The sequence below is a fragment of the Escherichia sp. E4742 genome (genome assembly GCF_005843885.1).
Taxonomy (GTDB): domain Bacteria; phylum Pseudomonadota; class Gammaproteobacteria; order Enterobacterales; family Enterobacteriaceae; genus Escherichia.
In genome coordinates this window covers 3,976,267-3,989,456 of record NZ_CP040443.1, presented here as the reverse complement: position 1 = coordinate 3,989,456, position 13,190 = coordinate 3,976,267, and the positions used below count along the sequence as shown (strand labels likewise).

The 13,190-nt window shown below is 48.7% G+C and carries 10 protein-coding genes; 4 read left to right on the top strand and 6 right to left on the bottom strand.

What is annotated here, in order from left to right; translation table 11 throughout:
- Nucleotides 1-104 precede the first annotated feature (104 nt).
- The 5 genes from cmk to FEM44_RS19105 all read right to left on the bottom strand — a co-directional run bounded on the left by cmk (nt 105) and on the right by FEM44_RS19105 (nt 5,227).
- On the bottom strand, nt 105-788 hold the full coding sequence (gene cmk / locus FEM44_RS19125; RefSeq protein WP_000125014.1) for a (d)CMP kinase: 684 nt from the start codon (nt 786-788) through the stop codon (nt 105-107).
- Between the two features lie 172 nt (nt 789-960).
- A complete protein-coding gene (gene ycaL, locus FEM44_RS19120; protein WP_130205325.1) occupies nt 961-1,725 on the bottom strand; it encodes a metallopeptidase YcaL in 765 nt (254 codons plus the stop codon).
- 168 nt (nt 1,726-1,893) lie between these two features.
- On the bottom strand, nt 1,894-3,177 hold the full coding sequence (aroA, locus tag FEM44_RS19115; protein ID WP_135522916.1) for a 3-phosphoshikimate 1-carboxyvinyltransferase: 1,284 nt from the start codon (nt 3,175-3,177) through the stop codon (nt 1,894-1,896).
- Nucleotides 3,178-3,247: 70 nt separating this feature from the next.
- Entirely contained in the window at nt 3,248-4,336 is a 1,089-nt protein-coding gene (serC, locus tag FEM44_RS19110; protein WP_000057132.1) for a 3-phosphoserine/phosphohydroxythreonine transaminase, read from the bottom strand.
- 198 nt (nt 4,337-4,534) lie between these two features.
- Nucleotides 4,535-5,227 (bottom strand): DUF421 domain-containing protein, encoded by a 693-nt coding sequence (locus FEM44_RS19105; protein WP_130205321.1) that lies wholly within the window; start codon nt 5,225-5,227, stop codon nt 4,535-4,537.
- Nucleotides 5,228-5,356: 129 nt separating this feature from the next.
- On the opposite strand from FEM44_RS19105, the gene ycaO reads away from it, so the two are divergent.
- From ycaO to pflA, 4 genes are all read left to right on the top strand, one after another.
- Nucleotides 5,357-7,117 (top strand): 30S ribosomal protein S12 methylthiotransferase accessory factor YcaO, encoded by a 1,761-nt coding sequence (ycaO, locus tag FEM44_RS19100; protein ID WP_135522917.1) that lies wholly within the window; start codon nt 5,357-5,359, stop codon nt 7,115-7,117.
- 405 nt (nt 7,118-7,522) lie between these two features.
- Complete coding sequence (gene focA / locus FEM44_RS19095; protein ID WP_000642546.1) at nt 7,523-8,380, top strand: formate transporter FocA; 858 nt, start codon at nt 7,523-7,525, stop codon at nt 8,378-8,380.
- Between the two features lie 54 nt (nt 8,381-8,434).
- Nucleotides 8,435-10,717: a formate C-acetyltransferase gene (gene pflB / locus FEM44_RS19090; RefSeq protein ID WP_001292820.1), complete on the top strand. Its 2,283-nt coding sequence runs from the start codon at nt 8,435-8,437 to the stop codon at nt 10,715-10,717.
- Between the two features lie 191 nt (nt 10,718-10,908).
- On the top strand, nt 10,909-11,649 hold the full coding sequence (gene pflA / locus FEM44_RS19085; protein ID WP_000111043.1) for a pyruvate formate lyase 1-activating protein: 741 nt from the start codon (nt 10,909-10,911) through the stop codon (nt 11,647-11,649).
- 78 nt (nt 11,650-11,727) lie between these two features.
- On the opposite strand, the gene FEM44_RS19080 is transcribed toward pflA, so the two are convergent.
- On the bottom strand, nt 11,728-13,158 hold the full coding sequence (locus FEM44_RS19080) for an APC family permease (protein ID WP_130260772.1): 1,431 nt from the start codon (nt 13,156-13,158) through the stop codon (nt 11,728-11,730).
- Nucleotides 13,159-13,190: the final 32 nt, after the last annotated feature.

The following is a 13,190-nucleotide window of genomic DNA, read 5'->3' as shown; positions in this document are numbered from 1 at the left end:
TCTTCAGGTTTATATTTAACGTCCACCTGGCTCCGTGCCGGATGGGGTTGTTTAACATACCCGCTGTCATTCCATTGCAACGGGGGTACTGCAAATTCGGTCGCTTATGCGAGAGCCAATTTTTGGCGCGCGTAGTGTAACGCTTTTTCAATCACTTGCTCAATGCTTAAGGTGGTGGAATCCAAAACTAAAGCATCGGCTGCCGGAACCAGGGGCGCTACCGCGCGATTACGATCGCGGTCGTCGCGTTCTTTGATCTCGGCCAAAAGGCGCTCAAAGTTAACACTAAAGCCCTTCTCCTGCAACTGTAGCATGCGGCGATGCGCACGTTCTTCCGAGGAGGCGTCAAGGAAAATTTTTACTGGCGCATCAGGGAATACCACTGTCCCCATATCGCGACCATCGGCGATCAAACCGGGTAACTCCCGGAATGCGCGTTGGCGACGCAATAATGCTTCACGAACGCGTGGGAATGCAGCGACTTGTGAAGCAGCATTCGCCACTTCCTGAGTACGAATTTCGCCGCTGACATCTTCCCCTTCGAGGATCACTTCCAGATTGCCATTGGTCGACACAAAACGCACATCCAGATGGGATGCCAGCGGCACCAGCGCATCTTCCGACGCAACATCAACATGGTGATGTAATGCCGCCAGTGCCAGTACGCGATAAATTGCACCCGAGTCCAGCAGATGCCATTGCAACGCTTCCGCCATAGCCTTACACAAGGTGCCTTTCCCTGCACCGCTTGGGCCATCAATGGTAATAACCGGGGCAATTGCCGTCATCTTTATCTCCTTAAAACAGGCGTACCGTTAACATAACCGCGCGCATTATACGCGTCGGCGCCACAAATCGTTAACGTTGTGTGCAAAAACCAGTTTTGTCTGTATTCAGATGGGGATTTATTGCGCAATTATAGCGGGCTGGCGAAAGACCAGCCCGAAAGATGACAATGATTTACTTACCGGAGGCGATACGATCGCGGATGTGCTGTGCACGCTCTGCTGATGGCGGATGAGAGTCAAACATAGACTGAGTACGACCGCCATCCAGGCTGGCCAGTTTTTCAAAGCTACCGACCAGTCCCTGGGTATTAATGCCACGTTTCTTCAGCAGATCAAAGGAGAAATCATCTGCTTCAGACTCTTTATCGCGGGAGTACTTAGCATTGATAGCGCCTTCTGCAATATCGCCCAGTTGCGAGCGAGAAAGCTGGGAAGCAACACCGCTGGTGGCGGAAATTGCATCGCGTGCGGCAACGATCGCATAAGATGCTTTCATTTCAGCCAGTGAGTGACCCAATGCAACGTGTCCCAGTTCATGACCCAGAACGCCTTCAATTTCGTTGTCGTTCATCATGTCCATCAGCCCACTGTAGACTCGGACACAGCCGTTTGCCATCGCCCATGCGTTAACGTCGCTGGTCATATAAACCTTATAGTTGACCGGCGTACCGTTAATGTTGTTACCCAATGCTTTGGCGATTTTTGCCAGACGTTTACCGTACTTGCTGGATTTGCTTGCAACTTGATTGCCGCTGTCCATTTCGGTACAGCCCTGATTGGCAATGGCTTTTGCATCAGCGTCGCTTAACGTTGCCGCTTTATAGGCATTTAAACCGGAGCTGATAGCCATATTGGTATCAATACCGTGCGTATTTTGACACCCTGTCAGTAGTGCTGCAGAAGTCGCAATCGCCAGCAGTAATTTAGTATTCTTCATGTGAATCATCCGTTGATTAATCATATATAAATATTATGTATCAATAACTTACATTGATAATCGACGTTACCACTGTTCAAAATGACTCACAAGGTCCGAAAAAAAACGCCGGCAATGTGTCGACGTTTTGATAAAGAAAGTTTTGTTTTTTTATCGCCCGATGTTCATTCAGGCGGATTGGCTTATCCGCGCCAGTTGTTCGAAGTAATCCGGGAAGGTTTTAGCCGTACATTTGGGGTCAAGAATCGTCACTGGCGTATCTGACAATGCCACCAGCGAGAAACACATCGCCATCCGGTGATCATTGTATGTCGCGATCTCGGCAAAGTTCAGTTTTTCCGGTGGCGTTATGCGAATGAAATCGTGCCCCTCTTCAACTTCTGCACCGACTTTACGTAGCTCTGTTGCCATCGCGAACAGGCGATCCGTTTCTTTTACGCGCCAGTTATAAATATTGCGCAGCGTGGTTGTGCCTTTTGCAAATAACGCCGTCGTGGCAATGGTCATCGCCGCATCGGGAATATGGTTCATATCCATATCGATAGCGTTCAGTTCACCACGCGTGCAGGCAATATAATCATCGCCCCAGCTAATGGTCGCCCCCATTTTTTCCAGTACATCAGCAAATCGAATATCGCCCTGCATACTGTTGCGTCCAATGCCGGTCACTTTTACGGTGCCACCTTTGATTGCTGCTGCTGCCAGGAAGTAAGACGCCGAAGATGCATCGCCTTCTACCAAATAAGTCCCCGGAGACTGATAAGACTGCCCCCCTTTTACGACAAATTGTTGATAGTGCTGATTTTCAATCTCAACACCAAACGTTTTCATCAGGTTGAGCGTGATATCGATATAAGGTTTAGAAACCAGATCACCTTTAATACGAATAACTGTATCTTTCGGCGCAAGAGGCGCTGTCATTAACAGTGCGGTCAGGAACTGGCTGGAAACGGAGCCATCAACTTCTACGTTGCCTCCCACAAAACCACCCTGTAAACGCAGCGGTGGGTAATTTTCTTGTTCCAGGTAAGTAATTTTCGCCCCACCCTGTCGCAGCGCATCCACCAGATGACCTATCGGGCGCTCTTTCATGCGAGGCTCGCCAGTCAGGACGATATCATTATTTCCCAGACAAAGTGCCGCCGCCAGCGGGCGCATCGCAGTCCCCGCATTACCGAGGAACAACTCCAGCGCGCTTTCTGCGTGTAATGAACCGCCGTTACCGATGATTTCACAGCGCGTACGATCGGCTGAAAGCGTGTAACTTACCCCTAACGCCGTTAATGCATTCAGCATATGGCGCACGTCATCGCTATCCAGCAGATTAGTTAATACTGTTTTGCCGTGTGCTAATGCCGCCAGCAATAAAGCGCGGTTAGAAACGCTCTTGGAACCGGGCAGATTAATAGTGCCATCGACACGGGCGATGGGGTGCAACGTCAGGGATTCCATGAACTCAACTCTCTACAACATAAATAAAAACCCCACAGTCTGGCTGTGGGGATTACGCAAAATGTCGGCATTAGCCGTGACGACGTTCGAACTCAACCATGAAGTCTGTCAGTGCTTTAACGCCTTCCAGCGGCATGGCGTTATAAATAGAAGCACGCATTCCGCCGACTACACGGTGGCCTTTCAGAGCATGAAGACCAGCGGCAAAAGACTCTTCGAGGAACAGCTTGTCAAGCGCACTGTCTGCTAACTGGAACGGCACGTTCATCCGCGAACGGTTAGCTTTCGCCACATCATTGCGGTAGAAATCGCTGTTATCGATCACCCCATACAGCAGTTCTGCTTTTTGCTGATTGATCTTATCCATTGCAGCCACACCGCCGTTCGCTTTCAGCCATTTGAAGACCAGACCAGACAAATACCAGGCAAACGTTGGCGGCGTGTTAAACATGGAGTCGTTATCGTTGAGGATGGAATAATCCAGAATCGACGGACAAGCGATATTCGCTTTGCCCAGTAAATCTTCACGAACGATGACGATTGTCAGGCCAGCCGGGCCGATATTTTTCTGCGCGCCAGCGTAAATTACTCCATAACGGCTGACGTCAATCGGACGGGAAAGAATGGTTGAAGAGAAGTCGGCAGCGACCACCACATCTTTGCCGAAGTCTGGCGTTTCGTCGATGGCGATACCATCAATGGTTTCATTCGGGCAGTAATGCATATAAGCAGCATTATCAGAGAGTTGCCATTCGCGCATTGGCTTAACCGCACGAAGACCATCAACAGTCACTTTGGCGTCAAAGACATTTGGCGTGCAGTATTTTTTCGCTTCTTTAATGGCACTTGCCGCCCAGTAACCAGCATCAACATAATCTGCGGTGGTTTTATCACCAAGAATATTCAGCGGTACAGCAGCAAACTGACCGCGACCGCCGCCGTGGCAGAACAATACTTTGTAGTTGGAGGGGATATTAAGAAGATCACGAAAATCCTTCTCGGCTTCCTCTGCAACCTGAATGAACTCTTTGCCACGGTGACTCACTTCCATCACCGACGTACCAAGACCGTTCCAGTCGCGCAGTTCCTGTTGAGCCTGTTTAAGCACCTCTGCCGGTAGCATTGCCGGACCAGAACTAAAATTGAAGATTTGAGCCATTTCCCCTCACCACGTTGCGTTGCTATTAACCCGCGGTCAACCGATTGCGACCACAGGTAATACATTATTCCTGTGGCTATCGGTTTTATCATCCAGTGACACACATCGCAATGAGTAAAACCGTTGAGGGCAAAAATGTGGCTTGCATCACACAAAAGAATCTCTCGAGTTATTAGCAAAAAGCCGATGTTTTTACTGTCAAGTCACCCGTTTTGCCCGACTTGCCTTCGTCCATTCTGGATTTGCACAGCGCGGACATAATTGTTTTTCCCCCGCGTTCATATGAATGATTTCACTGCAACGGATGCAGGCATAGTCCGCCGACTCTGGCACCACTTTGTAACGCTGAGTACAGTCACTGGGTAAAATAAGTAAGCCCGGTTTTACTTTGTCATTTTCAAAGAAATAGACGCTAATTTGCCCGTTGGTTTCGAGAATAGCCAAACGTACCTGCCCCAGTTGTTCCACGCCACGCAACCGTAGTTCCATAAAGAACTCAAATTCCGTCATGTTGGAGTTATTGAGTTTCGACCAGGCCAGCTCGCCATCTTCAATAATGACAACCGGTTTACCTTCCAGCAAATCTTCCAGTTTTTCACTGTGCGCCATCAACCACATCACCAGGCGGTATAACAACGCCAGAGTAATAAAGACGATAAGCACCGGGACCATTGGCACATCGTCATAAAACGCCACATCCCCCGCCGCCGACCCCAGCGTCAGAATGATTAATACTTCAAATAGCGACATTTGCCGCACGCCGCGTCTCCCTGTCATTTTGAGAAACAAAAAGACCAACACAAAGGTATAGAGACTACGGAGTGCAACTTCGCCAAGGAAATCAAAAGGCACTTTATCGAATGCCATACGGTGGAGATCGAACGCCTTCATTTTTATGCTCTTATCGTAGTTTATCCGCTAAAAGCATAGCTAACAGTTCATCAGCGTGGCGGCGGTGATAGCACCTTTGAGATAAAACCCGTATTATTGCGCGCTTTCCGTACGACTAAAGTGATTTTCATGACGCAAACATTTATCCCCGGCAAAGATGCCGCACTGGAAGATTCCATCGCTCGCTTCCAGCAAAAACTCTCCGACCTCGGTTTTCAGATTGAAGAGGCCTCCTGGCTGAATCCCGTGCCTAACGTCTGGTCTGTACATATTCGTGACAAAGAGTGCGCACTGTGTTTTACCAACGGTAAAGGCGCAACCAAAAAAGCGGCGCTGGCATCTGCCCTCGGTGAATATTTCGAGCGTCTCTCAACCAACTACTTTTTTGCAGACTTCTGGCTGGGCGAAACCATCGCCAACGGTCCGTTCGTGCATTATCCCAACGAAAAATGGTTCCCGCTGACCGAAAATGACGATGTGCCAGATGGGCTGCTCGATGACCGTCTGCGCGCATTTTACGATCCGGAAAATGAACTGACCGGTAGCATGCTGATTGACCTGCAATCCGGTAACGAAGATCGTGGTATTTGCGGCCTGCCGTTTACGCGTCAGTCCGACAATCAGACCGTTTATATTCCGATGAATATCATTGGTAACCTGTATGTCTCCAACGGTATGTCCGCAGGTAATACCCGCAACGAAGCACGCGTTCAGGGATTGTCTGAAGTTTTCGAACGCTACGTGAAAAACCGCATTATTGCTGAAAGCATCAGCCTGCCAGAGATCCCGGCAGACGTGCTGGCGCGTTACCCAGCGGTGGTTGAAGCCATCGAAACACTGGAAGCAGAAGGTTTCCCAATCTTTGCTTATGATGGTTCGCTTGGCGGTCAATATCCGGTGATCTGCGTGGTACTGTTCAATCCAGCTAACGGCACCTGTTTCGCCTCTTTCGGCGCGCATCCTGATTTTGGCGTTGCACTAGAACGTACCGTAACCGAACTGCTTCAGGGGCGTGGTCTTAAGGACCTGGATGTATTTACTCCGCCAACCTTCGATGATGAAGAAGTCGCTGAACATACTAACCTCGAAACGCACTTTATCGACTCCAGCGGTTTGATCTCTTGGGACCTGTTCAAGCAGGATGCCGATTATCCGTTTGTGGACTGGAGCTTCTCCGGCACCACTGAAGAAGAGTTCGCCACGCTGATGGCTATCTTCAAAAAGGAAGATAAAGAAGTTTATATTGCCGATTACGAGCATCTGGGTGTCTACGCTTGCCGAATTATCGTGCCTGGCATGTCCGATATTTATCCGGCTGAAGATTTATGGCTGGCAAATAACGGTATGGGCAGCCATTTACGGGAAACAATCCTGTCACTGCCCGGTAGCGAGTGGGAAAAGGAAGATTACCTGAACCTCATCGAGCAACTGGATGAAGAAGGTTTTGATGACTTTACCCGCGTGCGTGAGCTGCTGGGTCTGGCGACCGGACCGGATAACGGCTGGTACACTCTGCGTATCGGTGAATTAAAAGCCATGCTGGCGCTGGCTGGTGGCGATCTGGAACAGGCTCTGGTCTGGACCGAATGGACGATGGAATTTAACTCATCAGTATTTAGTCCGGAACGCGCCAACTATTATCGTTGCCTGCAAACGTTGTTATTACTGGCGCAGGAAGAAGATCGCCAGCCACTGCAATATCTGAATGCGTTTGTTCGCATGTACGGCGCAGATGCCGTAGAAGCCGCCAGTGCGGCAATGAGCGGCGAAGCGGCATTTTATGGCCTACAACCAGTAGATAGCGATCTTCACGCGTTTGCTGCGCATCAGTCGTTGTTGAAGGCCTACGAAAAGCTGCAGCGCGCCAAAGCAGCATTCTGGGCAAAATAAAATCAAATAGCCTACGCAATGTAGGCTTAATGATTCGTCTGAGTTATATTACGGGGCGTTTTTTTAATGCCCCGCTTTACATATATTTGCATTAATAAAATAATTGTAATTATAAAGTTAAATATCGGTAATTTGTATTTAATAAATACGATCGATATTGTTACTTTATTCGCCTGGTGCTCCCTTTTAATTAACTTTTTTAGCGGAGGATGCGGAAAAAATTCAACTCATTTGTTAATTTTTAAAATTTATTTTTATTTGGATAATCAAATATTTACTCCGTATTTGCATAAAAACCATGCGAGTTACGGGCCTATAAGCCAGGCGAGATATGATCTATATCAATTTCTCATCTATAATGCTTTGTTAGTATCTCGTCGCCGACTTAATAAAGAGAGAGTTAGTGTGAAAGCTGACAACCCTTTTGATCTTTTACTTCCTGCTGCAATGGCCAAAGTGGCCGAAGAGGCAGGTGTCTATAAAGCAACGAAACATCCGCTTAAGACTTTCTATCTGGCGATTACCGCCGGTGTTTTCATCTCAATCGCATTCGTCTTCTATATCACAGCAACCACTGGCACAGGCACAATGCCCTTCGGCATGGCAAAACTGGTTGGCGGCATTTGCTTCTCTCTGGGGCTGATTCTTTGTGTTGTCTGCGGAGCCGATCTCTTTACTTCCACAGTGTTGATTGTTGTTGCCAAGGCGAGTGGGCGCATCACCTGGGGCCAGTTGGCGAAAAACTGGCTAAATGTCTATTTTGGCAACCTGGTCGGCGCACTGCTGTTTGTACTTTTAATGTGGCTTTCTGGCGAATATATGACCGCGAATGGTCAATGGGGACTAAACGTCCTACAAACCGCCGACCACAAAGTGCACCATACTTTTATTGAGGCCGTCTGTCTTGGTATCCTGGCAAACCTGATGGTATGTCTGGCAGTATGGATGAGTTATTCTGGCCGCAGCCTGATGGACAAAGCGTTTATCATGGTGCTGCCGGTCGCGATGTTTGTTGCCAGCGGTTTTGAGCACAGTATCGCAAACATGTTTATGATCCCGATGGGTATTGTAATCCGCGACTTCGCATCTCCGGAATTCTGGACCGCTGTCGGTTCTGCACCGGAAAATTTTTCTCACCTGACCGTGATGAACTTCATCACTGATAACCTGATTCCGGTTACGATCGGTAATATTATCGGCGGTGGTTTGTTGGTTGGGTTGACATACTGGGTCATTTACCTGCGTGAAAACGATCACCATTAATGGTTGTCGAAGTACGTAGTAAATAAAAAATCCACTTAAGAAGGTAGGTGTTACATGTCCGAGCTTAATGAAAAGTTAGCCACAGCCTGGGAAGGTTTTACCAAAGGTGACTGGCAGAATGAAGTAAACGTCCGTGACTTCATTCAGAAAAACTACACTCCGTACGAGGGTGACGAGTCCTTCCTGGCTGGCGCTACTGAAGCGACCACCACCCTGTGGGACAAAGTAATGGAAGGCGTTAAACTGGAAAACCGCACTCACGCGCCAGTTGACTTTGACACCGCTGTTGCTTCCACCATCACCTCTCACGACGCTGGCTACATCAACAAGCAGCTTGAGAAAATCGTTGGTCTGCAGACTGAAGCTCCGCTGAAACGTGCTCTTATCCCGTTCGGTGGTATCAAAATGATCGAAGGTTCCTGCAAAGCGTACAACCGCGAACTGGATCCGATGATCAAAAAAATCTTCACTGAATACCGTAAAACTCACAACCAGGGCGTGTTCGACGTTTACACTCCGGACATCCTGCGTTGCCGTAAATCTGGTGTTCTGACCGGTCTGCCAGATGCATATGGCCGTGGTCGTATCATCGGTGACTACCGTCGCGTTGCGCTGTACGGTATCGACTACCTGATGAAAGACAAACTGGCACAGTTCACCTCTCTGCAGGCTGATCTGGAAAACGGCGTAAACCTGGAACAGACTATCCGTCTGCGCGAAGAAATCGCTGAACAGCACCGCGCTCTGGGTCAGATGAAAGAAATGGCTGCGAAATACGGCTACGACATTTCTGGTCCGGCTACCAACGCTCAGGAAGCTATCCAGTGGACTTACTTCGGGTACCTGGCTGCTGTTAAGTCTCAGAACGGTGCTGCAATGTCCTTCGGTCGTACCTCCACCTTCCTGGACGTATACATCGAACGTGACCTGAAAGCTGGCAAGATCACCGAACAAGAAGCGCAGGAAATGGTTGACCACCTGGTCATGAAACTGCGTATGGTTCGCTTCCTGCGTACTCCGGAGTACGATGAACTATTCTCTGGCGACCCGATCTGGGCAACCGAATCTATCGGTGGTATGGGCCTCGACGGTCGTACCCTGGTTACCAAAAACAGCTTCCGTTTCCTGAACACCCTGTACACCATGGGTCCGTCTCCGGAACCGAACATGACCATTCTGTGGTCTGAAAAACTGCCGCTGAACTTCAAGAAATTCGCCGCTAAAGTGTCCATCGACACCTCTTCTCTGCAGTATGAGAACGATGACCTGATGCGTCCGGACTTCAACAACGATGACTACGCTATCGCTTGCTGTGTAAGCCCGATGATCGTTGGTAAACAAATGCAGTTCTTCGGTGCGCGTGCAAACCTGGCGAAAACCATGCTGTACGCAATCAACGGCGGCGTTGACGAAAAACTGAAAATGCAGGTTGGTCCGAAGTCTGAACCGATCAAAGGCGACCTTCTGAACTACGATGAAGTGATGGAGCGCATGGATCACTTCATGGACTGGCTGGCTAAACAGTACATCACTGCACTGAACATCATCCACTACATGCACGACAAGTACAGCTACGAAGCCTCTCTGATGGCGCTGCACGACCGTGACGTTATCCGCACCATGGCGTGTGGTATCGCTGGTCTGTCCGTTGCTGCTGACTCCCTGTCTGCAATCAAATATGCGAAAGTTAAACCGATTCGTGACGAAGACGGTCTGGCTATCGACTTCGAAATCGAAGGCGAATACCCGCAGTTTGGTAACAACGATCCGCGTGTAGATGACCTGGCTGTTGACCTGGTAGAACGTTTCATGAAGAAAATTCAGAAACTGCACACCTACCGTGACGCTATCCCGACTCAGTCTGTTCTGACCATCACTTCTAACGTTGTGTATGGTAAGAAAACTGGTAACACCCCAGACGGTCGTCGTGCTGGCGCGCCGTTCGGACCGGGTGCTAACCCGATGCACGGCCGTGACCAGAAAGGTGCTGTAGCTTCCCTGACTTCCGTTGCTAAACTGCCGTTCGCTTACGCTAAAGATGGTATCTCTTACACCTTCTCTATCGTTCCGAACGCACTGGGTAAAGACGACGAAGTTCGTAAGACCAACCTGGCTGGTCTGATGGATGGTTACTTCCACCACGAAGCGTCCATCGAAGGTGGTCAGCACCTGAACGTTAACGTGATGAACCGTGAAATGCTGCTCGACGCGATGGAAAACCCGGAAAAATATCCGCAGCTGACCATCCGTGTATCTGGCTACGCAGTACGTTTCAACTCGCTGACTAAAGAACAGCAGCAGGACGTTATTACTCGTACCTTCACTCAATCTATGTAATTAGATTTGACTGAAATCTTACAGTAAAAAGCGTACAATAAAGGCTCCACGAAAGTGGGGCCTTTTTTAGCAAGTGAGCCTTTTTTGTCAGCTATCTATACTTTAGGGTAACTGCCAAAACAGACTCGACGTAGCCTTCGAGCTGCGCACCAACACGGCCTCAGATGGGCCACATCTGGAGAAACACCGCAATGTCAGTTATTGGTCGCATTCACTCCTTTGAATCCTGTGGAACCGTAGACGGCCCGGGTATTCGCTTTATCACCTTTTTCCAGGGCTGCCTGATGCGCTGCCTGTATTGCCATAACCGCGACACCTGGGACACGCATGGCGGCAAAGAAGTTACCGTTGAAGATCTAATGAAAGAGGTGGTGACCTATCGCCACTTTATGAATGCTTCAGGCGGTGGCGTTACCGCATCCGGCGGTGAGGCAATCCTGCAAGCTGAATTTGTTCGTGACTGGTTCCGCGCCTGCAAAAAAGAAGGCATTCATACCTGCCTGGACACCAACGGTTTTGTTCGTCGTTACGATCCAGTGATTGATGAACTGTTGGAAGTGACCGATCTGGTAATGCTCGATCTCAAACAGATGAACGACGAGATCCACCAGAATCTGGTCGGCGTTTCCAATCATCGTACGCTGGAGTTCGCCAAATATCTGGCGAACAAAAATGTGAAGGTCTGGATCCGCTACGTTGTTGTCCCAGGCTGGTCTGACGATGACGATTCAGCGCATCGCCTCGGTGAATTTACCCGTGATATGGGCAACGTTGAGAAAATCGAGCTTCTCCCCTATCACGAGCTGGGCAAACACAAATGGGTGGCGATGGGTGAAGAGTATAAACTCGACGGTGTTAAACCACCGAAAAAAGAGACCATGGAACGCGTGAAAGGTATTCTTGAGCAATATGGTCATAAGGTGATGTTCTAATTTCCCCGTAAAGCGGCAACTTTAATGAGTTGCCGCTTTGTTATTCCGCGCTTCATTCTGCAGAACTAACCACAATGATTAGTTCGTATTCGCTTTACGAGCCAACAGCGGGAATATCAACCCCAACCCCACCAGCACAAATGGTGTAGCGATATTCAGCGCTAGCTGGAAGGTCCACTCTGCAGTGAAGGCTTCCATTTTCGGGAAGATCCCCGTCAAACAGGCAAAAGCAGTAAAGGCAAAACACCAAATCCCGACAGTCATCGCCAGAGACTTATTACGAATAAAGACATATTCCGGCTTATATTTCTGCGCCAGGCGAACTACTGCAATAAACGCCACGAACACCCACAAATAACGCAGTGGCATCACTACTGAGTTCAAATTTAGCAGCCATTTGTAGAGATTATTCATGTCACCAATACCCAGTGTTGGTAGCATAATCAGAATCGCCACCAGCACCAGGGTCAGTAGATAACCATTAACCGGGGTACCTGAATCATTGGTCCGGCACAATCTGGCAGGAATATATTTACTATCCGCATCACCTAATAACACTTTCAGAGGAGCATCGATGGAGAACACCAGAGCGGCGACTTGTCCCAGGGTATTTGCAATAGCGTAAATCACCATTAGGGTATTCCCCATGTTGTAATACTCGCCCAGCTTCTGAAAAGCGTAATACTGACCGTTAGTCATTAAGTCATCAGGAATATTACGCGAGTCAAACATCATCCCCATTGCGAGAGAGCCCAGAATGGCACAAACCGCAACCATCACCGCCAGGCATAGCATCCCTTTTGGAAATTCTTTTCCTGGGTTGCGCGTTTGATTAACGTAGGGAGAAATCTTCTCTGCACCGCCAACCGCGAAAACCAGCATTGAAATAGTGGTAATGTAGGTAAAATCGATATGGGGAATGAACGTTTCCCAGGTAATGTTCGTGGTCGCAATATGCACTTCAGTAATCGCAGGTGCAGTTACTGCCATCGCCACATACAGGAGCGACATGATAAACATCGCAATCCCTGCCACAGAACCGACGATTTTCAGCGATTTCATACCACGTGAAGCGATCCACATAAAGAAGACAAACAGCACCAGCGTTAACCCCTGTAACGCTACGACTGAATATTCTTTGATTAACGAACCGTCACCTTTCATCGCCCAGCCGAGCGCAATCAGAATAGCCTGTGGTTTTTGTGCCAGATAGGGTATATGCACCACCCAATAGGTCCACGCGGCAAGATAAGCCAATCCGGGGCCCATTGTATGTTTAATCCAGGTACTGACTCCGCCTTTCCCATCTTTAAAAGTCGACCCCAACTGACCGACAATCAATGCATATGGTGTAAAATAGAGCGCAAATATAAACAGCCATGAAAAAACAACGACCAACCCCTGGTTGGCATAATTATTAACAACATTGCCAAATCCCCAAACCGTAATAAAAGACATCAGTGCAATGTTGTACCAGCGCAACTGTTTTTCCTGAACGTTCCCAGCCATAGATCGATCCTTCGCTATTTTTTTAATAGATA

What these genes read in the sequence shown, in the direction of transcription:
- cmk (WP_000125014.1), bottom strand. Translation starts at nt 788, where the DNA reads ATGACGGCAATTGCCCCGGTTATTACCATTGATGGCCCAAGCGGTGCA.
- ycaL (WP_130205325.1), bottom strand. Translation starts at nt 1,725, where the DNA reads ATGAAGAATACTAAATTACTGCTGGCGATTGCGACTTCTGCAGCACTA.
- aroA (WP_135522916.1), bottom strand. Translation starts at nt 3,177, where the DNA reads ATGGAATCCCTGACGTTGCACCCCATCGCCCGTGTCGATGGCACTATT.
- serC (WP_000057132.1), bottom strand. Translation starts at nt 4,336, where the DNA reads ATGGCTCAAATCTTCAATTTTAGTTCTGGTCCGGCAATGCTACCGGCA.
- FEM44_RS19105 (WP_130205321.1), bottom strand. Translation starts at nt 5,227, where the DNA reads ATGAAGGCGTTCGATCTCCACCGTATGGCATTCGATAAAGTGCCTTTT.
- ycaO (WP_135522917.1), top strand. Translation starts at nt 5,357, where the DNA reads ATGACGCAAACATTTATCCCCGGCAAAGATGCCGCACTGGAAGATTCC.
- pflB (WP_001292820.1), top strand. Translation starts at nt 8,435, where the DNA reads ATGTCCGAGCTTAATGAAAAGTTAGCCACAGCCTGGGAAGGTTTTACC.
- pflA (WP_000111043.1), top strand. Translation starts at nt 10,909, where the DNA reads ATGTCAGTTATTGGTCGCATTCACTCCTTTGAATCCTGTGGAACCGTA.
- FEM44_RS19080 (WP_130260772.1), bottom strand. Translation starts at nt 13,158, where the DNA reads ATGGCTGGGAACGTTCAGGAAAAACAGTTGCGCTGGTACAACATTGCA.